We start from the raw sequence: 25,600 nt of genomic DNA on the forward strand, positions 1-25,600 counted from the left end.
GAAGGACATTCCATGCCGAAGCCTAATCCACGTCATCCAAAATTTCCGATTCCCGGCGGGCTGGAGCTGCGGGCCAAGGGTTGGCGGCAGGAAGCGTTGCTGCGTCTCCTCGAAAACGTGCTTGCCGTCGGCGAGGACCCGGACAATCTCGTCGTCTATGCGGCACTTGGCAAGGCCGCGCGCAACTGGGCGGCGCATAAGGGCATCGTCAAGGCGCTGACGGAGATGGAGGAGGATCAGACCCTGCTGATCCAGTCCGGCAAGCCGATCGGCCTCGTGAAAACCCATGCCAGGGCACCGCTCGTCATCATGGCGAACTGCAATATCGTCGGCCAATGGGCGAAGGCCGAAGTGTTTTACGAACTGCAGCGCAAGGGATTGATCTGCTGGGGTGGGCTGACGGCGGGCGCCTGGCAATATATCGGCAGCCAGGGTGTCATCCAGGGCACCTACGAAATCTTCATGCGTATCGCCGAGCGACGCTTCGGCGGCGATCTCTCCGGCCGCTTCGTGCTCACCGCCGGCCTTGGCGGCATGGGCGGGGCTCAACCGCTCGCCGGCCGCATGGCAGGGGCCGCGATCCTCTGCGTCGATATCGACCCCGAGCGGGCGAAGAAGCGCCAGCAGATCGGCTACCTGCAGGAGATCACACCTGATCTCGATACCGCACTGCAGATGATCGATACGGCCGTGAAGGAAAAGCGCGCGCTATCTGTCGGCCTCGTCGGCAATGCGGCCGAGATCTACCCGGAGATCGCCCGGCGCGGCATCGTGCCGGATATCGTGACGGACCAGACCTCGGCGCATGATCTCGTCTATGGCTACGTGCCGAAGGGCATGAGCCTTGCCCAGGTCAAGGAACTTCGCGATGACGGCCAGGGCCAGTTGATGGCCGCAAGCCGCGCCTCGATCGTTCAGCATGTAACGGCGATGCTGGAGTTCCAGAAGAAAGGTTCCGAAGTCTTCGACAACGGCAACTTGATCCGCACACAGGCGAAGGAAGGCGGCGTTGCCAACGCCTTCGACATTCCGATCTTCACCGAAGCCTATCTGCGGCCGCTGTTTGCCCGGGCGATCGGCCCATTCCGTTGGATGGCGCTTTCCGGCGAAGAAAGCGACATCGCCAGGATCGACGATCTGCTGCTCGAAATGTTCCCGGACAACAAGATTATCACCAACTGGATCCGGCTTGCCCGCGAGCATGTGCCCTTCGAGGGCCTGCCGGCGCGGATCGCCTGGCTCGGCCACGGCGAGCGCACCGCGCTTGCCCGCCGCGTCAACGAATTGGTCGCCAGTGGAGATCTGAAAGGTCCTGTCGCCTTCTCGCGCGATCATCTTGATGCCGGCGCTATGGCGCATCCGAACATCATGACCGAGCGCATGAAGGACGGCTCCGACGCGATCGCCGACTGGCCGCTGCTCGATGCCATGATGCTCTGCTCCTCGATGGCCGACCTCGTCGTCGTCCATTCCGGCGGCGGCGGCTATGCCGGCTACATGACCAGTTGCGGCGTGACTGTCGTCGCCGACGGCACGGCGGCTGCCGACGAACGCCTCGACCATGCGCTCACCAATGATACGGCGCTCGGCGTCATGCGCTATGCGGACGCCGGATACGAGGAAGCGCTGGACGAAGTGCAAAAGAAGGATGTGCCGTATATCCGGCTTGATTGAAATATCGGCGTTCCATCAAAGATGCCGCGTCTCCTCCGGCGGACCGTCATAGCGGTCGCGCAGGCCGTCGACGAAGGCAATGGGTGCGGCGATGAGCTCTTCAGCACTCGCATCGTCCAGACAACTTACGGCGATCGCGTAGAAGGTGCCGAGATGTTCGTTTTCACCCCAATTGTAGGAGCTGATGCCGCACTCCTTGCAGAACAGATGATGCAGTTTGCGGGAGGCGAACTGATATTCTCCGAGCTTTTCTTCCCCTGATAGAAGGCGAAAATCCTCCGGCTGGGCCACCGCCAGCCAGTTGCGCTTCTTCACGCAGATCGAGCAATTGCAGCGGAACGTGCCGGCCGACAGATCGAGCCTGGTTTCGTAGCGGATTGCGCCGCAATGGCAGCTGCCGTGATAGGTCTTCTTCATTACTTCCTCCTTTTGACTGCGGCTTCCGCGTAGGCGGCGGCCTTATCGAGCGCCTCGCGCCAACCTTCCGACTGTAATTTGAATTCGGTATCGCTCGGCAGCTCGCGCTTACGGAAGGTGAGGCGCGTACCATCGCCCCGTTCTTCCAACTCGACGGTTACCCGCATCTCGTGCTCCGGCTTTCCGGCGTCATTTTCCCAGGCAAAGGTGAAGACGAGGCGTTCCGGCGGACTGATCTCAACGTACCGGCCCCGGCTCCAGTATTCCTTGCCGTCCAGCCCGAGAATGCAATGACGCCAGGCGCCGCCTTCGCGCAGATCGACCGAAACCGAGGATGCCGAGCAATGGTGCGGACCCCACCATTTCATCAGGTGCTCCGGCTCGGTCCACAGGCTGAAGACAAGCTCGCGCGGCGCATCGATCTCGCGGGTGAGCACGATCTCACGGCTGCGACCGCCGGCGACGCGGATTTCATTTCTTGCCTTCATCCTCGTTCTTCCTTGGCTTGAGGGTGGCTGCGTAGGCTTCCAATCTGTCGAGGCTTTCGCTCCAGAACCGGCGGTAGGTGTCGAGCCAGTCATCAACACCGCGAAGTGGCCCTGCCTCCAGTCTGCAGGGTCGCCACTGTGCTTGCCGTCCTTTTGATACGAGGCCGGCATTTTCCAGCACTTTCAGATGCTTCGATACGGCAACGAGGGACATATCGAACGGTTCGGCGAGTTCGGATACCGAAGCCTCGCCGTGCGCCAGCCGTGCGAGGATCGCGCGGCGGGTTGGATCGGCCAGAGCCGAAAACGTCATGCTTAGTCGATCGGCAGACACAGTAAACTCATCAGTTAATTAACCTATGGATTAAATATATGTACGGACGAAGGCGCCTGTCAAGCCTATGCCTGACAGCGTTTCAAAGGATCGGTTGGATACTTCGATGAGATTGCCATCCGGATCGAGGAAATAGACCGAGCCGGTAGTAGCGGTGGCGCCAGCGCGCTCGACCGGCCCTACCTCGATTGGAACATCCGCCGCTTCGAGCAAGCGCTGTCTCGGCGATAAAGCAGAGGTCCGCAGAACCCGGCGCCGGATGCCTTGCCTTGGGCACGAACTCGCGTCCGACCTGGTGCAGGTTGATCTTCTGATTGCCGAATTTCAGTGCCTTGCGGCCTCGAGGTCGCTGATGCGGATCATAACTTTCTCCTCGAAAAGCTGCGTGCGGCGCAGGCCGCCGCAAAGGCGAGGGCCAGCATGCCGAGCGTGAAGAAGACGACAGCCGACCAGCCTTCGATGGCAAAGAACCAGCCGCCTGCCGAGCCCATGACGCTCGAACCGACGTAGTAACCAAGCATATAGAGCGACGAGGCATGCCCCTTCGTGCCTCTGGCAAGCTTGCCGACGAGGCCGCTTGCGATCGAATGGCTCATGAAGAAGCCACTGGTGAGCACGATAATGCCGAAAATGATGATCGGCAGGGAGGCGGAAAGCGTCAGGGCGCTGCCGGCGGCGGTAATTGCGATGCTCGTCAGCAGGACAGCGAAGTGGCCGAAGCGATCGCCCAGGATGCCACCGATCGAAGAGGCGCCGATGCCGAAGAGATAGACGGCGAAGATCAGACCGAGTTCGGTCTGCGTCAGATCATAGGGTGCTGCGACAAGCAGGAAGCCGGCATAATTGTAAATTGTGACGAAGGATCCCATCGCGAAGAAGGCAATGGCGAAAATGAACGGCAGCGCCGGATTGCGGACGTGCCCGAGCCAGGCCCTTAGGTGGAACTTCGGATCGAATCCAGAGCGGCGGGCGAAATTCCGCGAGGGCGGCAGCAGGGCGATGAAGCCAATGGCTGCGGCAAGGCCGATGGCACCGACTAGAAGGAGCGCCGGCCGCCAACTCAGATATTCCGCGAAGATGCCGGTCAGCACTCGGCCGGACATGCCGCCGAAGGCGGTGCCGCCGACATAGAGGCCCATCGTAGCGCCGAGGCCGCGCGGATCAATCTCCTCAGCGAGATAGGCCATGGCGACCGCCGGAACGCCGCCGAGCACCAAACCCTCCAGTGCGCGAATGACGAGCAGCAGATGCCAGCTCGGCGCAAAGGCCGTAGCGATCGTCAGCAATGCGGCCCCGACGAGCGAGATCGACATCAGGCTGCGGCGGCCAAGACCTTCCGAGACGGCGGCAGCGCATATAATGGCAACGGCAAGGAAACCCGTCGACAGCGAAAGTGCCAGCGAGCTTTCCGCGGGGCTGGCGGAGAATTCATCCGCAAAGATCGGCAGCAGCGGCTGGACGCAATAGAGCAGCGAGAAGGTGGAGAAGCCCGAGAGGAAGAGTGCAAGACTGGCACGGCGATAGGAAGCCGTACCGCGCGTCAGGTATTCTTTCGCCGGCGATTTCGCCGGCGTCTCGACCGGGGAAATGTCGCTCATCCTGGCTGCGGTCTTGTGCATGGCTCAAGCCTTTCGCCATTCATCTAGTCAGAAGGGCATAAGTTGTCCAATATATGGCACTGACGTTTCTGATATGTTTTGGAGATACCAGATGGAGCTTCGGCATATTCGCTATTTTCTGGCGGTCGCGGAAGAAGGCAATTTTACGCGGGCGGCCGCAAGGATCGGCATCGGCCAGCCGCCGCTCAGCCAGCAGATTCGCGATCTCGAAGCTGAGGTCGGTGCGGCCTTGTTTCATCGCGTGCCGCACGGCGCGGAATTGACGGTGGCGGGCGAGGCGTTTCTAGGCGAAGCCAAAGCGTCGCTTGCTTCTGCCGAGAAGGCGAAGCTTGCCGCGCAGCGTGCCAATCGCGGCGAGACGGGCAAGCTGGCGCTCGGCTTTACGGCATCCTCGGCGTTCAATCCGGTGGTCAGCGCGACGATCAGACGGTTTCGTGCGCAGTGGCGGGAAGTACGGCTGTCTCTGACGGAAATGAACACGCTGGCGCTGATGGAGAGGCTCAATAGCGGCGAACTGGATGCGACCTTCATGCGCCCAAGCCTCGACGATCCACCGGGCGTGCGCCTGAAGCGTCTTGATGACGAGCCGATGGTGGTCGCCCTGCCTGCAAACCATCCGCTGGCGAAGTACGAGCGTCTGCCTTTGGCGCTGCTGTCGAAAGAGCCGTTCATTCTCTTCCCGCGGCTGGTTGGCCTCAGCCTCTTCGACGATGTCGTGCTCGCCTGCAGGAAAGCGGGTTTCGAACTGACGGTGGCACAGGAGGCGCCACAAATTTCCTCCGTCGTCAATCTGGTCGCGGCAGAACTTGGAGTGTCGATCGTTCCGGCATCGATCGCACAGATCAGGCTCGATGGCGTCGCCTATCGCCCGATCGACGGGCCGCCTGCTGTCGCGCGGCTGGCGCTTGCCGTGCTGAAGACGCAGCGCTCGCCGGTAACGGAAAACCTGATGAGCCTGCTTTGATTTAGCCTGCAGGATCCCAATAAGGCGGATCGCCGAAGGCTTTTTTCAGGTGATCGGCTATGGCGCGGAGTTTGGCGGAAGGGTTGCGGCCTTCCGGATGCGCCATGTAGATGAACTCAGCTTCGGGCTTGTAGCCGACATCAATCTCGACGAGCTTGCCTTCGCGGATTGCCGGACCGGCAATGAAGGTCGGCAGCAGCGCAATCCCGAGTCCGGCGATTGCCGCATCGCGAAGCATGTCGCCATTATTGATACCCATCGCCAGCTTCGCACGCACGACGATTGCACCCTCCGGGGTCTGGAAGCGCCAGTCCGCGATGCCGCGATTAGTGTAGAACAGGCCTCGATGATCATCGAGATCGGCCAATGTCGCCGGTGTCCCGTGGCGGTCGAGATAGGCCGGGGAAGCCGTCAGCAGACGGCGGCTACGCGTGAGCTTCCAGGCTACCAGGCGGGAATCGGCGATCGGCCCATGGCGGATAATGGCGTCGTAGCCTTCCGACGAGGCGTCCACGCGACGGTCATCAATGTCGAGCGTCAGCGCGATTTCGGGGTGCTCGGCCAAAAACGGATAGAGCGCCGGACCAAGATGCATGCGACCGAGGGTGACAGGTGCTGCAATACGCAAGGGACCGGCGAGCGTACCTCGGCGTTCGGCCATGTCGGCTGCGGCCTCTTCTATCTCACGCAGGATTCGAAGCGCACGCTCCATAAAAGCCGTGCCGTCTTCCGTCAGCGTTAGCTTGCGTGTCGTGCGGTGAAGCAGCATCCCGCCGAGTGTCTTTTCCAGATCAGCCAGCCTTTCGCTGACAACGGATTTCGACAGGCGGAGGCGCCTCGCAGCCTCGCTCACGGAACCTGATTCCACCACTGCGACGAAAACCGCTATCCCTTCGATCTTGATCATCGTTCGGCATTTCCGAATTCGAGTTCCATCATATGAAGACTAATCCGAACGCATGGAAAATGCCATCTTCAACGCATCGAAGGGGCCGCAGACGCTGTCCCTCCCAACTAGGAGATGGAACAATGAACCGCTTGAATAACAAAGTCGCAATCATCACCGGAGCAAGCTCCGGCATCGGCCGCTCGACGGCAAAGCTCTTCGCCGCTGAAGGCGCCAAAGTCGTCATTGGCGCGCGTCGGCAGGCAGAACTCGACAGCCTCGTCGCGGAAATCAAGGGTGCCGGCGGCGAAGCCTTTGCAGTCGCTGGCGACGTGCGCTCGGAAGACTATCAGAAGGCACTTGTCGCTGCCGCGATTGAAAATTACGGCAAGCTCGACATCGCCTTCAACAATGCCGGCATGCTCGGCGAAGCTGGTCCGAGCACGGGCGTTTCCGAGGCAGGCTTCAACGAAGCTCTGGCGGTCAACCTCACCGCCTCTTTCCTGGGCGCCAAACACCAGATCGCGGAAATGGCGAAACACAGCGGCGGCTCGGTGATCTTCACCTCTACCTTCGTCGGCTACAGCTTCGCCTTCCCGGGCGTTGCCGCCTACGCCGCCAGCAAGTCCGGACTGATCGGCCTGACGCAGGCACTTGCTGCCGAGTTCGGCCCGCAGAATGTCCGCGTCAATGCCATCCTGCCCGGCGCAGTCGATACCGACATGTATCGCGAGATGAACGATACGCCGGACAAACAGGACTTCATCACCAATCTGCACGCCCTGAAGCGCGTCGCAACGCCGGAAGAAATAGCCCGCTCCGTCCTCTACCTTGCCTCCGACGACTCGAGCTTCGTAACAGGCACGGCTTCGCTGCTCGACGGCGGCGTTTCAATCACTCGCACGTAACCGCAGCGCGATTATCTGCCACTCAAACCACCAGGGTTATCGCGAACGCTTTTAAATGCACATCGACCTATCAACAGCTGCATGAATCCTCCCAATGGATTCATGCAGCTTTCCATCCGAAATACGCTTTCCTGTTGGCCTCTTCCAGCGATCAAGGCTGGAAAACAGATGTCGCGGCTGAGACTTGTCCCTCATGGTTATCCCGCATATCACTCGAGCGTCCTTTTTGCTTTTCGGGGCACTCTCTACCCTCAGGTGAACCATGCTCATCGGTGTCCTTTGCGGCCTCGCCACATGCGCTTTGTGGGGACTGACTTTCGTCGTGCCCCGCGCCATTGCGCCATTCAACACGATGGACCTGACAATCGCGCGCTACGGGCTCTTTGCCGTGGCGAGCGTGGTTCTGATGGTCAATCCACGCTTCCGGCCGAGGAACATAAAGCCTCGGCTTGCAGTCACCGCACTGCTTCTCGGCGGTGTCGGCTATGTCGGCTATTTCGTCAGCGTCGCCTATGCCGTTCGGCTTGTAGGCGCTGCCATTCCGCCGCTCGTCATCGGGACCATGCCGGTGATTCTCGCGATCATTGCGAATTTTCGCGACCGCTCCGTTGCCTGGCAGATGCTCGCCCTGCCGCTGCTCTTGATTGCAGCGGGCATCGGTTGGGTGAATGTCTCGATCTTTTCCGCCACGCCTTCCGGCGATGAGGCAGCGATCATCCTGGGTATCGGCTCAGCGCTGATCGGTCTTGCATTGTGGGTCATTTACGGACTTGCGAGCACGGCGGCAATGCAGTCGCCGGAGGCGCCGGATATCCTGCAATGGACAGGCCTTCAGGGTATCGGCGCAGGTATCGGTAGCCTCGTGCTCATCCCATTCACTTCGATCGGCACGGACATCGTCTTCACAGGCGCCGAGGTTTTACGATTCATTCTCTGGTCGCTCATCATGGGGCTCGCCGGAGCGTGGTTGGCGACGCTGCTCTGGATGATCGCTTCAAAGCGGCTGCCGCTTGCGCTTGCCGCGCAGTTGATCGTTGCCGAAACGATCTTTGGACTGATCTTCGGCTTCCTCTTCGAGCAACGCCTGCCGACGCTCGCGGAAGCAGGCGGCTCCATTCTCCAACTCGCGGGCGTCGGACTTGCGATCGCGATCTTCACTCCGAATGGCCGGAGAGCTTAGGCGCGCCGTGATGATTGCATGTTATCCGCCAAAGGCTTAGGGTCGGCAGTGGTCAACAAGGCGACGGGTAGAAGGCCATGGCTCTCAGCGGCAAACGCATCCTGCTTATCATTTCAGGCGGCATCGCGGCCTATAAGAGCCTCGACCTGATCCGGCGCCTGCGCGAGCGCGGGACCTCGGTACGTCCGGTGATGACGAAGGGCGCGCAGGAATTCGTGACGCCGCTTGCCGTCGGTGCGCTTGCTGCAGACCACGTGTTCACCGATCTCTTTTCGCGGCAGGACGAGCAGGATGTCGGCCATATCCGGCTTGCCCGCGACTGCGACCTCATTGTCATCGCGCCGGCGACGGCCGATCTGATGGCCAAGATGGCGAACGGTTTCGCGGACGATCTGGCCTCGACCGTTTTGCTCGCGACGGACAGGCCGGTCCTTGCCGCGCCGGCGATGAACCCGAAGATGTGGTCGCACGCGGCGACGAAGCGGAATTTCGACATCCTGAAAAGTGATGGAATCCGTTTCGTCGGGCCGATGGCGGGCGAGATGGCAGAGGGCAAGGAGGTCGGCACCGGCCGCATGGCTGAACCGCTGGAGATCGTAGCCGCCGCGGAAGCGTTGCTTGACGATGGACCGAAGCCGCTTGCAGGGCGCAGGGCGATCGTTACCTCAGGACCGACCCACGAGCCAATCGACCCCGTCCGCTACATCACCAATCGCTCCTCCGGCAGGCAAGGGCACGCGATTGCCGCGGCACTTGCGAGGCTCGGCGCGGATGTGACGCTCGTCTCCGGACCAGTGGCGATTGCCGATCCCGTCAGCGTCAGGACGATTCATGTCGAGCGCGCCGAAGAAATGCGCGATGCGGTGCTCGGGGCGCTGCCGGCCGATATTGCCGTCATGGTGGCGGCCGTGGCCGACTGGCGCGTGGCCTCTGCCGCCGATCAGAAGATCAAGAAACATCCGGGCGAGTCCATCCCGACGCTGTCTCTCACCGAAAACCCGGACATCCTTAAAACCGTCGGTCACCACACGATGCGACCAAAGCTGGTGATCGGCTTTGCCGCCGAGACGCAGGATGTGGAAAGCAACGCCAAGGCCAAGCTCGAGCGCAAGGGCGCCGACCTGATCGTTGCCAACGACGTCTCTGCGGCGACGGGCATCATGGGCGGCACGCGCAACAGCGTGAAGCTGGTCAGCCGAAGCGGTGTCGAGAAATGGCCGGATCTCGCCAAGGAAGAGGTTGCGGAAAAGCTGGCGGCGCTTATTGCCGAGCGCTTCAGGCAGGAATAGCGATATCCGCCACTACGCCGCTGCGCTTTTCCGGCTTGAAGGCGGCGACCTCGATGCCGTTCTCGCCAATCGTAACTGCGCTACCGTCCGGTATTTCGGCCCAGGCATCGATGTCGTCGTTCAACGGCTCGGAAACAAGGCAATGTCCCTGGCGCATCGGTGAGGCATAAAGCGTCGGCGCCCTTCGATCGGTTGCATAACGAATTCCGTATAGCGACTGTCCGTCGGAAAACGCGGCGGTGAAACGCAGATGGGCTCTGCCCAGGATGTTTTCAGCAAGCCCTTCGACGAAGCTCACCATTTCCGCCATCGCAACGAGCGGCGCCTGGCGCAGGCCGAATTGCAAAGCGAGCAGGAACATCAGCTCGGAGTCAGTCGTGCCGCTGCGAACATTGAAGAGCTCGTCATCGAGCATCGCCTCCATGGCACGGCGCAGGCGCTCGAAGCCGCCGATCTGGCCGTTGTGCATGAAAGACCAATTCTCGTGCGTGAAGGGATGGCAATTATCGCGCCGTGTGCCGCCTCCGGTGGCTGCTCGAACATGGGCCAGGAAAAGCGACGAGCGGATTTGCCGTGCCAGGCTCTTCAGATTGCAGTCGGACCATGCGGGAAGGATGTCGCGATAGCGGCCCGGCTCCGGCCGGTCGCCATACCAGGCAATACCGAAGCCGTCGCCATTCGTTGCGGTCTTGGCGCGGGTGGCGCAATGGGATTGTTCGATGAGTGAATGGGCGGGAGAGGACACCAGTTCCTCGAGATAGAGGGGGTCTCCACGATAGGCTGCCCAGCGACACATGCTTTTCTGACTCCGGAACCCGCCGTCTCAGCAACGGGACTGATTGGAAATGCCCGATCGATTGTCGAGCGCGATGGTGAATAAAAACTTAACGATTGCAAATTTTGCAAGGCGGCATGCGGGTTGGAAACACTGCAGGCGATCACATTCGGCGATCACGTTTCTTCGTTTGTGAACATTGGCTCTCGGCCACGTCACGGCGGACATCGCAAGAATTTCCCTTGCATCATCGAAATTTTTCCTTACCTTTTGATCATCAGCAACAGAACGAAAGGAAGGTGATCCAATGTCTAATGAGATTTCGGACCTCGTAACGGGCATGGGAGAGGTGACGAAAGCGAGGCAGCCCTCGCTCTAATCCCCGCCTTCCTGGGGCCGCCTTGACGGTCCAGGCCAGTTAACAGGCCAAACTCATGGAAAGGGTCGCTGAGGCGGCCCTTTTTATTTTGCAGATTTTCTTTGACAGCCGCCGAGGCGCTGGCATATTCATAAAGTCATCTGATGACTTTATGAATATGCCATGCAGCCGCTCAACAAAACAAACTTGGCCGAGACCGCGATTGAAGCAATCCGCGGCGAGATCCTCGCGAAGCGATGGAGCGTCGGCGACAAGCTGCCGAACGAGGCGGCACTTTCCGCCGCGCTGGCAGTCAGCAGGGGCACGATCCGTGAGGCCGTGCGCGTGCTTGTCTCTCAGGGCTTGCTCGAAACGCGGCAGGGCTCCGGAACCTACGTCCTTTCGACGATGGATGCGACTCGGCCGCTGACGATGGCCCGGCGGGCAAGCCTGCGCGACCAATTCGAAGCGCGTTGCGCCCTGGATGTCGAGGCGGCCCGCCTCGCTTCGCTGCGGCAGACGCCGGAAATCATCACTCGGCTGCGCGACCTTCTGGCCAAGCGCGGCAATTACGAAGGCGGCGACAAGGCGGCTTTTATCGAGCGCGATCTTACCTTTCACAAGGCGATCATCGCAGCCTCGGGCAACCGGGCGATGATCGAGATCTATGACTTCTTCTCGGCTTCGATCGCCGAAACCATCGAGGCAACTCTCGGGCAGGATATTCCCGAACCCAACATGCAGGCGCACGTCAGTATCATCGATGCCATCGAGACCGGACGCCCCGCGAAAGCTGATACCGCCGTGCGCCGCTTCATGCAGCCGGTGATCGCCGCCCTTGAACGGATGATTCTTTCATGACCACCTCCATTTCTAATACAGCCGAGGCTCTCGATGCCATCGACGAGCAGTTGATCGACGCCGAGGCGGACAGCATTCCCGCACCGGAAGCGCCTGCACAGTCGACAGCGGCAAGCCGCATCATTCTCGGCGTCAGTCTGTTGCTCATTGCCTTCAACCTTCGCCCGGTCTTTTCCAGCGCATCGGCGCTGCTGCCGGAAATTCGCTCAGGTCTCGGCCTTTCGGCTCTCGGCGCGAGCCTGTTGACCACGCTTCCCATCGTTTGCCTGGGTGTCTTTTCACCGCTCGCGCCAAAGCTGGCACAGCGCATGGGTGCCGAGCGAACGCTCCTCGGCGTGCTGTTGCTGCTGGCGCTCGGCACGGCCATGCGCGGGCTATCCTCTGTTCCGCTTCTCTTTCTCGGAACAGCACTCGCTGGTGCTTGTATCGCCATCGGAAACGTCCTGCTTCCCGGCCTGGTCAAGCGCGACTTCGCCGACCGTACCGCGCTGATGACCGGCTGTTACACGATGGCGCTTTGCGCCGGCGCGGCGAGTGCTGCCGGTTTCACGCTGCCAATCGAGCACACGCTCGACGGATCGCTGGAGGGCGCTCTTGCCGCCTGGGCATTGCCCGCCTTCGTCGTCGCTCTGATCTGGCTTCCCCAGGTTCTCGGGATTCCGGCTCAGCCGCGCCGGAGCGGTTTCAGAGTCGAGGGGCTTTGGCGCGACCGGCTTGCCTGGCAGGTCACGCTTTTCATGGGCCTTCAATCAGCGCTGGCCTATTGCGTCTTCGGCTGGCTCGTGCCGATCCTTCGCGAGCGCGGACTCGACGGTGTGACTGCCGGCGCCATCGTTTCGGTATCAGTCGTGGTGCAGGCCGCTGCTTGCCTCGTGACGCCGCAGATTGCCGTGCGCGGCAAGGACCAGCGGCTGATCAATGCGTCGCTTTGTATCATTGCCGTGGTAGCCCTGCTCGGCTTGCTCTTCGCGCCGCTTTCGACGGTCTGGCTTTGGGCGGCGCTGCAGGGAATAGGACAAGGCGGCCTGATTGCAGTCGCAATGACGACAATCGTGCTGCGCTCGCGCGATCCGCATGTCGCAGCTCACCTATCCGGCATGGCACAATGCGTCGGCTATCTGCTGGCCGCTGTCGGCCCGCTGATCGTCGGGCTCATTCGCAGCGCCACGGGAGGTTTTGCCTGGTCCGCGATACTCTTCGTTCTGCTCGGACTTGGAGCCGCGATCAACGGCTGGAATGCCGGACGTGCACTGTACGTCAATGCGCGGACGATCCAGAAGACGTAAGCGCCCCTCCTCACCTGCATATCACCATCTCTTGATACCTCTCTGGGATCGCAGATGTTACGCTGCCGCTGATCGTGTTCCATCGCCCAGGAGGAAAGAGTGTCCTTCCGATCTGCCATCCTGTTCGCCCTGCTGGCTCTTGCCGCACCTGCTATCTCGAATGCCCAGGAGCGGCCCGGCGTGTTGAAGCTGTTGCCGTCCGATTCCGTGACCCAGCATGAGGGGAACATCGGCGGCCGCAGGCAGGCCTATACGGCGACGGCGGGCACGCTCGATCTCTTCGGTCAGGACGGCTCGCGGACAGGCGCGATATTCTACACCGCCTATACCGCCAAGGAGGGTGTAGCCGACCGGCCCATCACCTTCGCGTTCAATGGTGGTCCGGGTGCTGCCTCCGCATTCCTGCATCTTGGGCTCGTAGGGCCGCGCATATTGGATTTCGGCCCGCAGGCCCGGGACGGCGCAAACGCGAAGCTCGTCGATAACCCACAGAGCTGGCTCGATTTTACCGATCTCGTGCTGATCGATCCGATCGGCACGGGATGGAGCCGCACAGCAAGAGCCGACGACGCATCGAATTACTACAACGTCAGCGCCGACGCGCAGAGCATCGCAAAGGCGATCGCGCTTTATGTCGCGCATAACAATCGCTCAGGCTCACCAAAATATCTTCTCGGCGAAAGCTATGGCGGTTTCCGAGCGGCGAAGGTCGCCGCAGCCCTTCGGCAAAGCCAAGGCGTCATCGTCTCCGGCGCGATCATGCTCTCGCCGTTGCTAGAGGGCCAGTTGATGTTCAATGCAGACCGGTTTGCACTTGGGGCTGCTCTCGAGTTCCCGTCGCTCGCCGCCGCTGAAGCCGAACGCCGCAAGACCTTCGACGAGAGGACGCAGCAGGACGCGGAGAAGTTCGCGCTCGGCGAATATCTGACGACCCTGGCCGGACCGGCGCCGGTGGGGGACGCTGCGAAAGCATTCTATGGCAAGGTCTCAGCGATGGCCGGCATTCCCGAAGACGTCGTCACCCGAAACCGCGGCTTCCTGGGCAACGCCTTTGCCAAGAATTCCGCCAGGTCGCTAGGCGAGGTGATGAGCCCCTACGATGCTTCGTTCGCAACGCTGGACCCTTATCCGGAGTCAGACTCCGATCGTGGTGACGATGCGGTCCTCGACGGCTTCACGCGCGCTTATGGGGGCGCTTTTGCCGATTACGCGCGCAACGAACTCGGCTTCAAAACCGAGATGACCTATGCGCTGCTCGAAAGCGACGTCAGCCGTCAGTGGGAATGGGGGGGTGGACGCGGCGGCGGCTCCCGGCTGCAGGCGAGCATAACGGACGACATCCGCGAATTGCTGGGTTCCAACCCAAGCTTTCACTTGCTGATCGCACATGGTTACAGCGATATCGTCACGCCCTATGGCGTTAGCCGCTATGTCGTGGACCATCTGCCTGAAAGCCTCACCCGAGGCCGTGTAAGCCTGGACGTCTATCGCGGTGGCCATATGTTCTACACCAATGTGAAAGCGCGGGCCGCCTTCACCGCCGATGCCAAGGCCTTCTATGGCCACCATCCGGCGACTCAGCTGGCGGATTGAGGAGCAGATGCACGTTACCGGTGGATGCCATTGCGGCGCGGTTGCCTATGAGGCCGAGATCGATCCGGAGCGCGTCAGCATCTGTCATTGCACGGATTGCCAGCGGCTGACAGGGACGGCTTATCGCGTCAGCGCGGTTGCGCGGCAGGAGAACTTCCGGCTTCTCCGCAGCACGCCGAAAATCTATGTCAAGCATGGCGAAAGTGGCGCGCGCAGCCGGCAATTCTTCTGTCCGGATTGCGGTTCGCATCTCTATCGCATGGGAGAGGACAACGCCTTCGTCGGCATCCGCGTCGGCACGATCGATCAGCGGGCCGAGCTGCGGCCGCGCAAGCAGATCTGGTGCCGCTCCGCTCTGCCCTGGACCGCCAATATCGAAGGCCTGCCGCGCTTCGAAACGGAAAGCTAGGGTTGCCTGAAGCGGGGCCTGACATAGATAGAGCCTCATGTCATACCAGAAGCAGCCTCTCAGCGCCTCGAAACCGGATACGGTTTCAGGGAAAGATTCCATTCTCGCTATTCTCTCCGCCGAGCCGGAAAAATGGGCTCTCTTCCTTGATATTGACGGGACCTTGCTCGAGCTAGCCGAAACGCCGGACGACATAGTCGTTCCGCCGTCGCTGCCTGCAAATCTCGACACCTTGTCGACAAGGCTCGGGGGTGCACTAGCCCTCGTGACCGGCCGGCGGCTTGATTATGCCGACCAGCTTTTTTCGCCGTTTCACTTTCCGATCGCTGGGCTTCACGGCGCCGAGCGGCGAGACCCGGATGGACGCGTGCGCCAAGCCGAAGTAACAGCGGAATTCGAGCGGCTGAAGGAGGATCTCACCGCCGAGACTGCAGGTTGGGCGGGCGTTCTGATCGAGGATAAGGGAGCGGCAGTCGCCGCGCATTATCGGCTTGCGCCAGAGAGAGAGCTCGAACTCGAACCATTGATGGAACAGGCGCTTAGCCGAGCGGGACCGAACTGGACGATCCAGCACGGCAAAATGGTCATCGAAATTCGTCCCGCCAGCGCCGACAAGGGCAATGCGGTCGAAGCCTTTCTCGCACAGCCGGTCTTTGCCGGCAGACGCGCCATTGCGATCGGAGATGACGTGACCGACGAAGCGATGTTTCGCACGGTCAACCGGCTTGGCGGCCATTCGGTCCGCGTCGGGCCGCTTTCGCCTGCGAGTGAAGCGCGCGGCTCCATCCCCTCTGCCGAGGCTTTGCGCGGCATCATTGCGACATTGGCCTCCTGAAGATTTGAGCACTCGTAATATTTTCTTGTATGAAAGGACCTGGCATGGGCCGTCTCGTCATTGTCTCCAATCGCGTGCCCGTTCCCGACAAGGGCGGCATTGCGCCCGCCGGCGGGCTGGCGGTTGCCCTGAAGGCAGCGCTCGAAGAGCGCGGCGGCATATGGATGGGCTGGTCGGGAAAATCGAGCGGCGAGCATGAGCCGCCGCCGCTTGCACGGCTGCAGCAAGGCAATATCACCTACGCACTGACGGATCTGACCGATACCGATGTGGATGAATACTATCACGGCTTTGCCAACCGCGTTCTCTGGCCGATCTGTCACTACCGGCTGGATCTCGCGGAATACGGCCGCAAGGAGATGGCTGGCTATTTCCGCGTCAACCGTTTTTTCGCCCATCGACTGGCGCCGCTGATTGAACCCGATGACCTCATCTGGGTGCACGACTACCACCTGATCCCGCTCGCTGCAGAGCTGCGTCAAATGGGTCTGAAGAACCGCATCGGCTTTTTCCTTCATATTCCCTGGCCGCCTGCGGACGTAATCTTCACGATGCCGGTTCACGAGCAGATCATGCGTGGCCTCTCGCACTACGATGTCGTCGGCTTTCAGACGGATCACGACCTTGAGAATTTTGCCGGATGTCTCAGACGGGAAGGTATCGGCGACGAGCTTGGCGAAGGGCGCTACAGTTCCCACGGCCGGACTTTCAAGGGCGGCGCCTATGCGATCAGCATCGAGACCGCAGCCTTTGCCGAATTCGCCCAAAAGGCCGCGACCAACAGCATGGTCAAAAAAGCGCGTCTAAGCATAGAAGGCCGCAGCCTGATCATCGGCGTCGATCGTCTCGATTACTCCAAGGGAATTACGCAGCGCATCGACGCTTTCGAGCGCTTCATCCTTGCAAACCCAGCGCAGCAGGGGCGCGTCACCTATCTGCAGATCACGCCGAAATCTCGCTCCGAAGTGCCGGAATACGAAGCCATGCAGCGCACCGTGGCCGAGCAGGCCGGCAGGGTGAACGGCGCTCTCAGCGCCGTCGATTGGGTGCCGATACGCTATATCAACCGCTCCGTCGGCCGCCACATTCTTGCGGGGCTTTACCGGCTCGGCAAAGTCGGCCTCGTGACGCCGCTCCGCGACGGGATGAACCTTGTAGCGAAGGAATATGTGGCCGCGCAGGATCCGAACGATCCGGGCGTGCTCGTGCTTTCGCGTTTCGCCGGTGCCGCCCGTGAATTGAAAGGCTCCCTACTGGTCAACCCTTATGACATAGAGGGTACGGCAAACGCGCTGGCCCGCGCGCTCAGTATGCCTATGGAAGAGCGGAAAGAGCGCTGGCAGATGATGATGGACCATTTGCTGGAACACGATGTTTCGCGCTGGTGCCGGGATTTTCTCAAAGATCTTGCGCCTTGACCGGGTCCATGCCTGCCTCAGAGATCAGCCAGGCAGCAAGCCGATCGGTCTCTGCGCTCTGCGCTTTCGGCGGCAAAAGCCAGTAGCCGCGGTCCTTCGCCTCCAGCATCGGTCCGGCCGCGACGAGCATACGTGACGAGAGAAGCGAATCGACCAGACCCATCCAGCCGATCGCCAGCCCCTGCTCACCGATCGCCGCCTGTACGACGAGCGAATAGGTGTTGAAACTGAGCTCGCCCTGCCCTACGGCCGCATCACGGCTGATGCCGAGTTCGGCGAGGTAACTCTTCCAATCGAACCACGGCGACGGCGCGCGCGTATCGAGATGCAGAAGACGCGCGCCGGCAATCTCGAACGGATCGAAGAAGGGGCCGTTCCGATCCAGAAAGCCTTGGGTGCAAATCGGGACGACCCTTTCCGGCAGAAGTAGCGTCGCGTTTCTGCCGAATTCCTGCCGCGTTCCGAAAACGACGGCAATGTCGCCATCCGGCGGGCCCTGCTCCATGCGCTGCGTCGCGACGATCTGGATGTCCATTTCCGGATAAAGCAGGCGGAAGGTATGCATACGCGGAATCAACCAGAGCGACGAGAAAGCATAATCCGTTCTCAGCCTGATCGCGGGGCGTTCGGACTGGCTGCGGAAGCTGCGCACCAACGCGTCGACATCATCGACCGTGCGAGAGGCGACGTCGAAAAGCCGGCGTCCCTCCGGCGTCAACTCGACACCGCGATGCTGCCGCTGCAGGAGGCTGACGCCCATCTGCTCTTCGAGGCGGCGGACCTGATAGCTGACGGCAGGCTGGGTCAGGCCGAGAATTCCGGCGGCAGACGAGAGACTGCCCATTTTCCCCACCGCCGCAAATACGCGAACCCATCCAAGGTCGATTGGTCGCTCCGCCATAAAAAATCCTTTGATCATCCATTGAAAAAAGCCAGCTTCACAAAGGAAACCAAACTGATGTTCAATAAATTGCTCGAATAACAGAGGAACTGCAATGAAAAGAATTTTACGCATGAACCGGATCGCTGCAGGCTTCCTTCTCTCCACCGTCTCCAGCGTGATCGCTTGACGGCGAGCCTGCTGCAGACGCAGTAAAAAGTTCTCTCGGCCTCTAATATCCAAGGACAGACTACGCATGGCGCGCCCGAATATCCTTATCTTGATGGTCGATCAGTTCAACGGGACCTTGTTTCCGGACGGACCGGCCGAATTCCTCTATGCGCCGCATCTGAAGGCATTGGCGGAGCGCTCCGTGCGCTTCGCCAATACCTATACGGCAAGCCCGCTCTGCGCGCCGGCGCGGGCTTCCTTCATGTCCGGCCAACTCCCAAGCCGGACGCGCGTCTATGACAACGCCGCGGAGTTCGCTTCCGACATCCCAACTTACGCGCACCACCTGCGGGCCGCCGGATATCAAACGGCGCTTTCCGGCAAAATGCATTTCGTCGGCCCGGATCAGCTTCACGGCTTCGAGGAACGGCTGACGACCGATATCTATCCTGCCGATTTCGGCTGGACGCCCGACTATACGAAACCCGGCGAACGGATCGACTGGTGGTATCACAACCTCGGTTCCGTCACCGGCGCCGGTGTCGCCGAAATCACGAACCAGATGGAATATGACGACGAGGTCGCCTATCACGCGACCCGCAAACTCTACGATCTTTCACGCCGTCAGGACGAGCGGCCGTGGTGTCTGACTGTCAGCTTTACGCATCCGCACGACCCTTACGTTGCGCGGCAGAAATTCTGGGACCTCTATGAAGACTGCCCGGCGCTCGACCCGCAGGTCGGACCAGTGCCCTTCGACGAGCTTGACCCGCATTCGCAGCGCCTGCTCGAGGCGTGCGATTACGAGGCTTTCGACATTACGCCCGAGCAGATACGCCGGGCGCGGCAGGGCTACTTCGCCAATATCTCCTATGTGGACGAGAAAATCGGCGATATCCTCGACGTGCTTGAGCGCGGACAGATGGCGGAGAACACCGTCATCCTCTTCGTCTCCGATCATGGCGACATGCTTGGCGAACGGGGGCTTTGGTTCAAGATGTGCTTTTTCGACGGGTCGGCGCGCGTCCCGCTAATGATTGCCGCACCTGGCTGGAACGCAGCGCGAATCGATCAGCCGGTTTCGACGCTGGATGTAACGCCGACACTGGCGGGCCTTGCCGGTCTCGACATAAGCTCGCTCAAGAAATGGACCGACGGCGAGGATCTGGCGCCGCTCGCTATCGGCACGGGCAGCCGCGGGCCTGTGCCGATGGAATATGCGGCGGAAGGCTCGATCGCGCCGCTCGTCTGCCTGCGCGCCGGGCGCTACAAGCTGTCGCTCTGCGAAAAAGACCCGCCGATGCTCTTCGACCTTGATGCAGATCCGCACGAACTTAAGAACCTCGCTGTGGACCCTGCCTATGCCGCGATGCTCACGGCATTGACCGAAGAGGCAAGCAAACGCTGGAATCTCACAAGCTACGACGCAGCAGTGCGCGAAAGCCAGGCACGCCGCTGGGTCGTCTATGCGGCGCTGCGCAATGGCGCCTATTATCCCTGGGATTACCAGCCGCTGCAGAAGGCATCTGAGCGCTATATGCGCAACCACATGGATCTCAACGTGCTGGAAGAGAACCAGCGATATCCGCGCGGAGAATGACCCGCACGGACATTTTTGCAACGTGTCAGGCTGCCTGCTTCAGGTAGCCCAACGCTTCATCCAGCGAGACGTGACCGAGGAAGCGGCCGCTGCTTTCGACCTGTTGTTCGTGTTCGATCGCCAAGGCAAAGCGCACCGCCGGATTTTCCTGCAGCCTTTCATAAAGGCTATTCAATGCCGGGAATTGCTTGCGATCCACGACATTATGGACGTCGTTCCAGCGGGCGATGCCGGCGAAATAAGCGTCAGCAAGGCTGGGTCCTTTGTCAAGCAGCCACATGCGGCCGTCAAGGAGTTGCTCGAGTACGCTATGCACCTTCTCGACCTTGGCAACGCCATAGGCGACCAGTGCCTTCTTTGCCTCCGGCTCCAGCTCATGTTCGATCGAATACCAGAGGGGGCTGAAGGCGTTGAAGAAGCTGGTGTTGAGATAGGCAAGCATCTGGTTCAGCCTGTCGAACTCAGCGCTGCCCTGTGCAAAGCCAAGACCCTTGCCGATATGGTCGGAGGCGATGCAGTTGAGAATGGCCATGCTCTCGCTGATGACGCGGCCATCGCCAAGCATGAGCGAAGGTGTTTCGCCGATCGCGTTGATGCGTTTGTAGTCGTCACCCGATACTACCTTCGGCATCTCGACACGGCAAAGGCGGTAGGGTTTGCCTAACCATTCGAGCGCGACGATGGAGCCGAAGGAGCAGCCTTCGGGCACGCCGTAAAACAAAATCGGAGACATTCATCATTCCTTTCAGTTTGAACTGATTTCACGATCGGAATATCGTTTTGTAGACGATCAGTGAAAAGCAGCCAAAAATGCACATCAAAGTCTATGAATTTGGAAGATCGAATTGAGCTCCTTCAATCTCAATGACCTCAACCTCTTCGTTCACGCAGTCGAAAGCGGCAGCTTCACGGCCGCTGGACGGCGGCTTGGTGTTCCCAAATCAACGGTGAGCAAGCGGGTTGCGGAACTGGAGGCGAAGCTGGGCGCGCGACTGATCCAGCGCACCTCGCGCAGCTTTTCGCTCACAGATTTGGGACGCGATTTCTTTGAGCACGCCCAGGCATCCGTGATCGAAGCGGAGATGGCGGAGAGCATTGTTCGATCGCGTCTCAGCGAGCCGAGTGGCACGGTGCGTATCACGGCCTCGGTGCCGACTTCGCAGTTTACGCTAGCGGAGCATCTACCGGAACTCGCAATCCGATATCCGAAGCTCAAGGTTTCCCTGCATGTCACCGATCGCTTTGTCGACATCGTACAAGAGGGCTTCGATATTGCAGTACGCAGCCATCAGCTGCCGCTTGCCGATTCAAGCCTCGTGCAGCGCAAACTGGCGGAACACGAATTCTTTCTTGTTGCCGCGCCATCCTATGCGGACAGGCACGGGGTTCCACAAAGGCCGGAAGAGCTCGCGGCGCATGCTGCCGTCATGCCCAGTCTCTCCGACACGGTCTGGCGGCTTTTCTCCACCTCGGGGGAAGAGAGGTTGGTCAAACCACACCCAGTGATGGCAGCCGACGAACCTTTCGTCTTGCTGAGAGCTGCAGCGGCGGGAATGGGAATCACCATTCTTCCGACGTCCGTCTGCCGAGAGCCTATCGAGCAAGGTCAATTGCTCCGTGTCCTGCCCGAATGGACAGCGGGTAGGATTGCGACAACGGTGCTCGTGCCGCACCGGCGTGGCCAACTGCCATCGGTACGCGCCACCGTCGAATTCCTGAGTGAGCGGCTAGGTCAGCTATGAGCGCCCGGTCATAGGCTTGCGAAAAGCCCCTGCTTCAGCGCCGCGATGCGCTCCTCGTTGCGGCGATAGAATATCCATTGCTTGATACGCTTGGCATGCACCAATTCCGCCTGCACGAGGATACGCATATGTTCGCTGAGGGTGGCGGCATTTATCCCGAGTTTGCGGGCGATCAGCAGCGCGCACACGCCATCCTCGACCAGATCGCCATCAACCTGCGGCTCGAAATGAACCCGTGGCTGCTTCAGCCATTCGAGAATAATGAGGCGCTTTTCATTCGCCAAGGCTTTGAGAACATCAACATCTTGCATTTCGTCATTTTGCCAAGTAACAAAATCTTGTCAATCCATGGGAGAGCCTGCATGCCGATCGAAACCGCCCTTTCTCTCGAACGCATTTCCGAAACCGAAGGGCTGATCCGCCCCTATATCCGCCGCACACCCGTGATGCGCGTCGACATGCAGGATTTCGGCGGAGCGCCGCTCAAGGTCGATCTCAAGCTCGAATGCCTGCAGCATTCCGGCTCCTTCAAGGCACGCGGCGCCTTTTCCCACCTCCTGACGCGGCAGGTGCCTGCGACCGGCGTCGTGGCAGCCTCGGGCGGCAACCACGGCGCGGCCGTTGCCTATGCCGCATCGCAGCTTGGCGTCCCGGCCACCATCTTCGTGCCGAGCGTCACCTCGCCTGCCAAGGTGGAGAAAATCCGCGCCTACGGTGCCAATCTGGTTACCGGCGGCGAGCGTTACGCCGATGCGCTAGCGGCGAGCGAGACCCATGCGCGGGCGAGCGGCACGCTTGCCATACATGCCTACGACCAGGTCGAGACGCTGCTCGGCCAGGGAACGCTTGGCAAGGAGATCGAAGAGGACGTGCCGGACATCACCACATTGCTGGTCGCGGTCGGCGGCGGGGGATTGATTGGCGGCATCGCCGCGTGGTTTCGCGGCCGGGTGAAGATCGTGGCCGTCGAATCCGACGGCGCGCCGACCCTCTACGAAGCCTTCAAGGCCGGCAAACCGGTGGACGCTCCTGCAGGCGGCATCGCGGCAGATTCGCTCGCCCCGAAACGGGTCGGCGAACTGATGTTTCCCCTCGCGCAGCAATTCGTGCAGCCGCCGGTGCTGGTAACGGATGACGAAATCCGCGCTGCCCAGAAAACCCTATGGGAAGGGGCAAGAGTCGTCGCCGAGCCGGGAGGTGCTGCGGCATTCGCAGCCGTGCTTTCCGGCAAATATGTTCCGACGCGGGATGAGCGCGTCTGCGCGTTGGTCTGCGGTGCCAATACGGCAGCGGTGAGGTTCGACTGACTATTCCGGCGGCAACGGCACAGAGGGCCACTCGGCCGTCACTTGCGCCTGTACCGGCCGGTCGAGATAGGTGGAGAGCGCGACATAGCTGCGCGTGCCGCGAACGCCCGGCACGGAATGAATCTGGGCGAGTAGAAATTCCAGCGCCTGCGGATTTTCCAACCGCACCTTGAGGATCATGCTGGTATCCCCGGCGACCGAGTGCATTTCTTCCACTTCCGGAAACCGGCTGATCTGCATCAGCCGTTCGCTCTTGCCCCAGCCAGCCGCCTCCACATGCACGAAGGCCAACAACGGCTTGCCGACTGCTGTACCATCAAGCCGGGCGACCACATCCCGGATGACGCCGGACCGCTTCAGCCGCTTGACCCGTTCGTGCACCGACGGCGGCGAGAGCCCCACCTTCTCCCCAAGCGCGGCATAGCTTTGGCCCGCATCGGCGGCGAGCGCCGCTAATATCTTTCGGTCGAACGGATCGATTGAAGCGCTCTCACGCCGCTTTTGCCGAATGCCTTCTGTATTTTCCATCCACACGTCTCCTCTGCTTCTCAGCCGAACTTTATTCGGCAAAATAGCGGCAAGGCCATATAGAGTTCCAGAGGAGCAGAAATGGAAATGATCGTTCGCAATCCACACGACGGCATCTATGCCGCAACGCCTGATTACGTGCATGCCATGGAGGTGCGTCAGCCTGAACGTCTTGTCTTCGTCAGCGGAACGATGGGCCTTGACCCCGCTGGCAGAGCCGGCGCCGACCTAAACTCCCAACTCCACCTGATCTGGTCGAACCTCAGGCGAATTCTGGCAGAGGCTCAGATGACCACGAAGAATATCGTGCGAGTGACCAGCTACCTGCGCGACGTATCCTTCGCCGAGGCAAATCAGAATGCACGGGTGGCGGCGCTCGGAGGGCATCGGGCGCCGACAACAGCCATCGTCGTCGAAACGCTGCAAGACGACTGGCTGGTCGAGATCGAGATCATTGCCGCGGCGTGAATGGAAATCACGCCGCTTTGGCGATGTGATATTCCTTGATCGCGACCATCTTGATCGCTGGATAGCGCTCCGCCTCGTAGCGCAGCGAGAAGCTGTCCTGCGCCAAGAACACCGGATCGCCGTCGAGATCGCGGGCGATATCGCCGCGTTTGACTGTCAGGAACTTTTCGAGTTCAGCCGGCTGATCGGCCGAAATCCAGCGGCAGACGGAAAAGCGCGACATTTCAAAGGAAACCGGTAGGCCGTATTCCGCCTGCAGGCGCTCCTTCAGCACGTCGAGCTGTAGCGCGCCGACAACACCAACGATCGCCGGCGAACCGTCTTCCGGAGAAAAGAGCTGGACGACGCCCTCTTCGGCCATCTGCTGCAGGGCTTCCTTGAGCTTCTTTGCCTTCATCGCATCTTCAAGACGGACACGGCGAAGGATTTCCGGCGAGAAGTTCGGTACGCCCTGGAACACCAGCGCTTCGCCTTCCGTCAGCGTATCGCCAATGCGCAGCGTGCCGTGGTTCGGAATGCCCACGACGTCGCCCGCAAAGGCGGTATCCGCAAGCTGCCTCTGCGAGGCGAAGAAGAACTGCGGCGCGGTTAATCCCAGCTGCTTGCCGGTGCGTGACAAGCGCGCCTTCATGCCGCGTTCCAGCTTGCCGGAGCAGATGCGGGCAAAGGCGATGCGGTCGCGATGGTTTGGGTCCATGTTGGCCTGGATCTTAAAGACGAAGGCCGTCATCTTGTCCTCGGCCGCATGCACCGTCCTTAAATCGGCAACCTGGTCGCGCGGCGGCGGCGCGAAGTCTCCAAGCGCGTTGATGAGATCGCGGACGCCGTAATTGCGAAGCGCCGAGCCGAAGAAGACCGGCGTCATGTGACCCTCGAGGAAGGCCTTGCGGTCGAACGGCCGGCAGGCCTCCATCGCGAGCTCCGTTTCGTCGATAAACACTTGGCGTTCGTTTTCCGGCAACCGATCAGCGACGCTCCGCGGACCGTTGACCGGCGTTGCTTCCACTTCTGTGTCTGAACCGCGCACAGTGTTGGTCGCCAGATGATATGAGCCGCAGAAGGTTTTGGAGCGGCCGATGGGCCAGGTGATCGGCGCGGTATCCAACGCCAATTTCTCCTCCACCTCATCTAGGATCTCGAACGGATCGCGGCTTTCGCGGTCCATCTTATTGATGAAGGTGATGATCGGGATGTCGCGCATACGGCAGACTTCGAAGAGCTTCAGCGTGCGCGGCTCAATGCCTTTGGCGGCGTCGATGACCATGACGGCCGCGTCCACCGCCGTCAGCGTGCGATAGGTGTCGTCCGCGAAGTCTTCGTGGCCGGGCGTGTCGAGGATGTTGAAGACGTTGTCGCCATATTCGAAGGTCATGACGGAGGTGACCACCGAGATGCCGCGCTCGCGCTCGATCTTCATCCAATCCGACCGGGTCTGGATACGGTCCTTCTTCGCCTTGACTTCACCGGCGAGCTGGATTGCGCCGCCGAAAAGCAGCAGCTTTTCGGTGAGCGTGGTTTTGCCCGCATCGGGGTGTGCGATAATAGCGAATGTGCGGCGGCGGGAAACCGCCTCGGCGAGGCTTTCGGCCATGGTGTGAATCCTGTGGAAT

General features: G+C 60.7%; 26 protein-coding genes and 1 pseudogene. 15 read left to right on the forward strand and 12 right to left on the reverse strand.

Annotation, left to right across the window (positions count from 1 at the left end):
* The first annotated feature begins 12 nt into the window (after window positions 1-12).
* Entirely contained in the window at window positions 13-1,674 is a 1,662-nt protein-coding gene (locus tag ACZ9BX_RS13705; protein ID WP_476218511.1) for a urocanate hydratase, read from the forward strand.
* A gap of 15 nt (window positions 1,675-1,689) precedes the next feature.
* Here the strand turns inward: ACZ9BX_RS13705 and ACZ9BX_RS13710 are convergent, their stop codons facing one another.
* From ACZ9BX_RS13710 to ACZ9BX_RS13730, 5 genes and pseudogenes are all read right to left on the reverse strand, one after another.
* Complete coding sequence (locus ACZ9BX_RS13710) at window positions 1,690-2,091, reverse strand: GFA family protein (protein ID WP_476218512.1); 402 nt, start codon at window positions 2,089-2,091, stop codon at window positions 1,690-1,692.
* On the reverse strand, window positions 2,091-2,579 hold the full coding sequence (locus ACZ9BX_RS13715) for an SRPBCC family protein (protein WP_476218513.1): 489 nt from the start codon (window positions 2,577-2,579) through the stop codon (window positions 2,091-2,093). The genes ACZ9BX_RS13710 and ACZ9BX_RS13715 overlap by 1 nt, the downstream gene beginning before the upstream one ends.
* The gene (locus tag ACZ9BX_RS13720) at window positions 2,563-2,892 is read right to left on the reverse strand and encodes an ArsR/SmtB family transcription factor (RefSeq protein ID WP_476218514.1); all 330 of its coding nucleotides are present in this window, start codon (window positions 2,890-2,892) and stop codon (window positions 2,563-2,565) included. The genes ACZ9BX_RS13715 and ACZ9BX_RS13720 overlap by 17 nt, the downstream gene beginning before the upstream one ends.
* Window positions 2,893-2,943: 51 nt before the next feature.
* Window positions 2,944-3,253: pseudogene (locus ACZ9BX_RS13725) on the reverse strand (VOC family protein); the annotation flags it as partial.
* 19 nt (window positions 3,254-3,272) lie between these two features.
* Window positions 3,273-4,511 carry an MFS transporter gene (locus tag ACZ9BX_RS13730; protein ID WP_476220015.1) on the reverse strand — a complete coding sequence of 413 codons (1,239 nt, stop codon included), beginning with the start codon at window positions 4,509-4,511 and terminating at the stop codon, window positions 3,273-3,275.
* Window positions 4,512-4,623: 112 nt separating this feature from the next.
* Here ACZ9BX_RS13730 and ACZ9BX_RS13735 point away from each other — a divergent pair, with 112 nt between their 5' ends.
* Window positions 4,624-5,496, forward strand: coding sequence for a LysR family transcriptional regulator (locus ACZ9BX_RS13735; protein WP_476218515.1), 873 nt, complete (start codon window positions 4,624-4,626; stop codon window positions 5,494-5,496).
* Between the two features lies 1 nt (window position 5,497).
* Here the strand turns inward: ACZ9BX_RS13735 and ACZ9BX_RS13740 are convergent, their stop codons facing one another.
* Window positions 5,498-6,403 (reverse strand): LysR family transcriptional regulator, encoded by a 906-nt coding sequence (locus tag ACZ9BX_RS13740; protein WP_476218516.1) that lies wholly within the window; start codon window positions 6,401-6,403, stop codon window positions 5,498-5,500.
* 122 nt (window positions 6,404-6,525) lie between these two features.
* Here ACZ9BX_RS13740 and ACZ9BX_RS13745 point away from each other — a divergent pair, with 122 nt between their 5' ends.
* The 3 genes from ACZ9BX_RS13745 to coaBC all read left to right on the forward strand — a co-directional run bounded on the left by ACZ9BX_RS13745 (window position 6,526) and on the right by coaBC (window position 9,759).
* Window positions 6,526-7,290, forward strand: coding sequence for an SDR family oxidoreductase (locus ACZ9BX_RS13745; RefSeq protein WP_476218517.1), 765 nt, complete (start codon window positions 6,526-6,528; stop codon window positions 7,288-7,290).
* 262 nt (window positions 7,291-7,552) lie between these two features.
* Window positions 7,553-8,470 (forward strand): DMT family transporter, encoded by a 918-nt coding sequence (locus tag ACZ9BX_RS13750; protein ID WP_476218518.1) that lies wholly within the window; start codon window positions 7,553-7,555, stop codon window positions 8,468-8,470.
* Between the two features lie 77 nt (window positions 8,471-8,547).
* Complete coding sequence (gene coaBC / locus ACZ9BX_RS13755) at window positions 8,548-9,759, forward strand: bifunctional phosphopantothenoylcysteine decarboxylase/phosphopantothenate--cysteine ligase CoaBC (RefSeq protein ID WP_476218519.1); 1,212 nt, start codon at window positions 8,548-8,550, stop codon at window positions 9,757-9,759.
* Here the strand turns inward: coaBC and ACZ9BX_RS13760 are convergent.
* Complete coding sequence (locus tag ACZ9BX_RS13760) at window positions 9,746-10,555, reverse strand: class II glutamine amidotransferase (RefSeq protein WP_476218520.1); 810 nt, start codon at window positions 10,553-10,555, stop codon at window positions 9,746-9,748. The two genes, coaBC and ACZ9BX_RS13760, sit on opposite strands and share 14 nt — an antisense overlap.
* Before the next feature lie 520 nt (window positions 10,556-11,075).
* Between ACZ9BX_RS13760 and ACZ9BX_RS13765 the strand changes: the two genes are divergently transcribed.
* The 6 genes from ACZ9BX_RS13765 (at window position 11,076) to otsA (ending at window position 17,294) form a co-directional block, all read left to right on the forward strand.
* Window positions 11,076-11,753 carry a FadR/GntR family transcriptional regulator gene (locus ACZ9BX_RS13765; protein ID WP_476218521.1) on the forward strand — a complete coding sequence of 226 codons (678 nt, stop codon included), beginning with the start codon at window positions 11,076-11,078 and terminating at the stop codon, window positions 11,751-11,753.
* Entirely contained in the window at window positions 11,750-13,039 is a 1,290-nt protein-coding gene (locus tag ACZ9BX_RS13770; protein ID WP_476218522.1) for a CynX/NimT family MFS transporter, read from the forward strand. The genes ACZ9BX_RS13765 and ACZ9BX_RS13770 overlap by 4 nt, the downstream gene beginning before the upstream one ends.
* A 99-nt stretch (window positions 13,040-13,138) precedes the next feature.
* On the forward strand, window positions 13,139-14,632 hold the full coding sequence (locus tag ACZ9BX_RS13775) for a S10 family peptidase (RefSeq protein WP_476218523.1): 1,494 nt from the start codon (window positions 13,139-13,141) through the stop codon (window positions 14,630-14,632).
* Between the two features lie 7 nt (window positions 14,633-14,639).
* Window positions 14,640-15,041, forward strand: coding sequence for a GFA family protein (locus ACZ9BX_RS13780; protein WP_476218524.1), 402 nt, complete (start codon window positions 14,640-14,642; stop codon window positions 15,039-15,041).
* 37 nt (window positions 15,042-15,078) lie between these two features.
* The gene (gene otsB / locus ACZ9BX_RS13785; RefSeq protein ID WP_476218525.1) at window positions 15,079-15,876 is read left to right on the forward strand and encodes a trehalose-phosphatase; all 798 of its coding nucleotides are present in this window, start codon (window positions 15,079-15,081) and stop codon (window positions 15,874-15,876) included.
* Window positions 15,877-15,920: 44 nt separating this feature from the next.
* Window positions 15,921-17,294 (forward strand): alpha,alpha-trehalose-phosphate synthase (UDP-forming), encoded by a 1,374-nt coding sequence (gene otsA, locus ACZ9BX_RS13790; RefSeq protein WP_027510872.1) that lies wholly within the window; start codon window positions 15,921-15,923, stop codon window positions 17,292-17,294.
* On the opposite strand, the gene ACZ9BX_RS13795 is transcribed toward otsA, so the two are convergent.
* Window positions 17,275-18,195, reverse strand: coding sequence for a choline sulfate utilization transcriptional regulator (locus tag ACZ9BX_RS13795; protein ID WP_476218526.1), 921 nt, complete (start codon window positions 18,193-18,195; stop codon window positions 17,275-17,277). The genes otsA and ACZ9BX_RS13795 overlap by 20 nt on opposite strands.
* A gap of 235 nt (window positions 18,196-18,430) precedes the next feature.
* Between ACZ9BX_RS13795 and betC the strand changes: the two genes are divergently transcribed.
* Window positions 18,431-19,945 carry a choline-sulfatase gene (betC, locus tag ACZ9BX_RS13800; protein WP_476218527.1) on the forward strand — a complete coding sequence of 505 codons (1,515 nt, stop codon included), beginning with the start codon at window positions 18,431-18,433 and terminating at the stop codon, window positions 19,943-19,945.
* 25 nt (window positions 19,946-19,970) lie between these two features.
* On the opposite strand, the gene ACZ9BX_RS13805 is transcribed toward betC, so the two are convergent.
* On the reverse strand, window positions 19,971-20,678 hold the full coding sequence (locus ACZ9BX_RS13805; RefSeq protein WP_476218528.1) for a glutathione S-transferase family protein: 708 nt from the start codon (window positions 20,676-20,678) through the stop codon (window positions 19,971-19,973).
* Between the two features lie 112 nt (window positions 20,679-20,790).
* Here ACZ9BX_RS13805 and ACZ9BX_RS13810 point away from each other — a divergent pair, with 112 nt between their 5' ends.
* The gene (locus ACZ9BX_RS13810) at window positions 20,791-21,687 is read left to right on the forward strand and encodes a LysR substrate-binding domain-containing protein (protein ID WP_476218529.1); all 897 of its coding nucleotides are present in this window, start codon (window positions 20,791-20,793) and stop codon (window positions 21,685-21,687) included.
* Between the two features lie 8 nt (window positions 21,688-21,695).
* On the opposite strand, the gene ACZ9BX_RS13815 is transcribed toward ACZ9BX_RS13810, so the two are convergent.
* Window positions 21,696-21,998: an ArsR/SmtB family transcription factor gene (locus ACZ9BX_RS13815; RefSeq protein WP_476218530.1), complete on the reverse strand. Its 303-nt coding sequence runs from the start codon at window positions 21,996-21,998 to the stop codon at window positions 21,696-21,698.
* A 51-nt stretch (window positions 21,999-22,049) separates the two neighbouring features.
* Here ACZ9BX_RS13815 and ACZ9BX_RS13820 point away from each other — a divergent pair, with 51 nt between their 5' ends.
* Window positions 22,050-22,994 carry a threonine/serine dehydratase gene (locus tag ACZ9BX_RS13820; RefSeq protein ID WP_476218531.1) on the forward strand — a complete coding sequence of 315 codons (945 nt, stop codon included), beginning with the start codon at window positions 22,050-22,052 and terminating at the stop codon, window positions 22,992-22,994.
* Here ACZ9BX_RS13820 and ACZ9BX_RS13825 read toward each other — a convergent pair whose 3' ends face one another.
* Window positions 22,995-23,522: an Lrp/AsnC family transcriptional regulator gene (locus ACZ9BX_RS13825; RefSeq protein ID WP_476218532.1), complete on the reverse strand. Its 528-nt coding sequence runs from the start codon at window positions 23,520-23,522 to the stop codon at window positions 22,995-22,997.
* Window positions 23,523-23,603: 81 nt separating this feature from the next.
* On the opposite strand from ACZ9BX_RS13825, the gene ACZ9BX_RS13830 reads away from it, so the two are divergent.
* Window positions 23,604-23,990, forward strand: coding sequence for a RidA family protein (locus ACZ9BX_RS13830; protein ID WP_476218533.1), 387 nt, complete (start codon window positions 23,604-23,606; stop codon window positions 23,988-23,990).
* Between the two features lie 7 nt (window positions 23,991-23,997).
* Here the strand turns inward: ACZ9BX_RS13830 and ACZ9BX_RS13835 are convergent, their stop codons facing one another.
* The gene (locus tag ACZ9BX_RS13835; RefSeq protein WP_476218534.1) at window positions 23,998-25,581 is read right to left on the reverse strand and encodes a peptide chain release factor 3; all 1,584 of its coding nucleotides are present in this window, start codon (window positions 25,579-25,581) and stop codon (window positions 23,998-24,000) included.
* Window positions 25,582-25,600 lie beyond the last annotated feature (19 nt).

It is taken from the genome of Rhizobium sp. USDA 3886, assembly GCF_056279785.1.

Bases quoted from the DNA above. Each gene is read 5' to 3' on its own strand.
- ACZ9BX_RS13705 (WP_476218511.1), top strand. From the start codon at position 13: ATGCCGAAGCCTAATCCACGTCATCCAAAATTTCCGATTCCCGGCGGG.
- ACZ9BX_RS13710 (WP_476218512.1), bottom strand. From the start codon at position 2,091: ATGAAGAAGACCTATCACGGCAGCTGCCATTGCGGCGCAATCCGCTAC.
- ACZ9BX_RS13715 (WP_476218513.1), bottom strand. From the start codon at position 2,579: ATGAAGGCAAGAAATGAAATCCGCGTCGCCGGCGGTCGCAGCCGTGAG.
- ACZ9BX_RS13720 (WP_476218514.1), bottom strand. From the start codon at position 2,892: ATGACGTTTTCGGCTCTGGCCGATCCAACCCGCCGCGCGATCCTCGCA.
- ACZ9BX_RS13730 (WP_476220015.1), bottom strand. From the start codon at position 4,511: ATGAGCGACATTTCCCCGGTCGAGACGCCGGCGAAATCGCCGGCGAAA.
- ACZ9BX_RS13735 (WP_476218515.1), top strand. From the start codon at position 4,624: ATGGAGCTTCGGCATATTCGCTATTTTCTGGCGGTCGCGGAAGAAGGC.
- ACZ9BX_RS13740 (WP_476218516.1), bottom strand. From the start codon at position 6,403: ATGATCAAGATCGAAGGGATAGCGGTTTTCGTCGCAGTGGTGGAATCA.
- ACZ9BX_RS13745 (WP_476218517.1), top strand. From the start codon at position 6,526: ATGAACCGCTTGAATAACAAAGTCGCAATCATCACCGGAGCAAGCTCC.
- ACZ9BX_RS13750 (WP_476218518.1), top strand. From the start codon at position 7,553: ATGCTCATCGGTGTCCTTTGCGGCCTCGCCACATGCGCTTTGTGGGGA.
- coaBC (WP_476218519.1), top strand. From the start codon at position 8,548: ATGGCTCTCAGCGGCAAACGCATCCTGCTTATCATTTCAGGCGGCATC.
- ACZ9BX_RS13760 (WP_476218520.1), bottom strand. From the start codon at position 10,555: ATGTGTCGCTGGGCAGCCTATCGTGGAGACCCCCTCTATCTCGAGGAA.
- ACZ9BX_RS13765 (WP_476218521.1), top strand. From the start codon at position 11,076: ATGCAGCCGCTCAACAAAACAAACTTGGCCGAGACCGCGATTGAAGCA.
- ACZ9BX_RS13770 (WP_476218522.1), top strand. From the start codon at position 11,750: ATGACCACCTCCATTTCTAATACAGCCGAGGCTCTCGATGCCATCGAC.
- ACZ9BX_RS13780 (WP_476218524.1), top strand. From the start codon at position 14,640: ATGCACGTTACCGGTGGATGCCATTGCGGCGCGGTTGCCTATGAGGCC.
- otsB (WP_476218525.1), top strand. From the start codon at position 15,079: ATGTCATACCAGAAGCAGCCTCTCAGCGCCTCGAAACCGGATACGGTT.
- otsA (WP_027510872.1), top strand. From the start codon at position 15,921: ATGGGCCGTCTCGTCATTGTCTCCAATCGCGTGCCCGTTCCCGACAAG.
- ACZ9BX_RS13795 (WP_476218526.1), bottom strand. From the start codon at position 18,195: ATGGCGGAGCGACCAATCGACCTTGGATGGGTTCGCGTATTTGCGGCG.
- betC (WP_476218527.1), top strand. From the start codon at position 18,431: ATGGCGCGCCCGAATATCCTTATCTTGATGGTCGATCAGTTCAACGGG.
- ACZ9BX_RS13805 (WP_476218528.1), bottom strand. From the start codon at position 20,678: ATGTCTCCGATTTTGTTTTACGGCGTGCCCGAAGGCTGCTCCTTCGGC.
- ACZ9BX_RS13815 (WP_476218530.1), bottom strand. From the start codon at position 21,998: ATGCAAGATGTTGATGTTCTCAAAGCCTTGGCGAATGAAAAGCGCCTC.
- ACZ9BX_RS13820 (WP_476218531.1), top strand. From the start codon at position 22,050: ATGCCGATCGAAACCGCCCTTTCTCTCGAACGCATTTCCGAAACCGAA.
- ACZ9BX_RS13825 (WP_476218532.1), bottom strand. From the start codon at position 23,522: ATGGAAAATACAGAAGGCATTCGGCAAAAGCGGCGTGAGAGCGCTTCA.
- ACZ9BX_RS13830 (WP_476218533.1), top strand. From the start codon at position 23,604: ATGGAAATGATCGTTCGCAATCCACACGACGGCATCTATGCCGCAACG.
- ACZ9BX_RS13835 (WP_476218534.1), bottom strand. From the start codon at position 25,581: ATGGCCGAAAGCCTCGCCGAGGCGGTTTCCCGCCGCCGCACATTCGCT.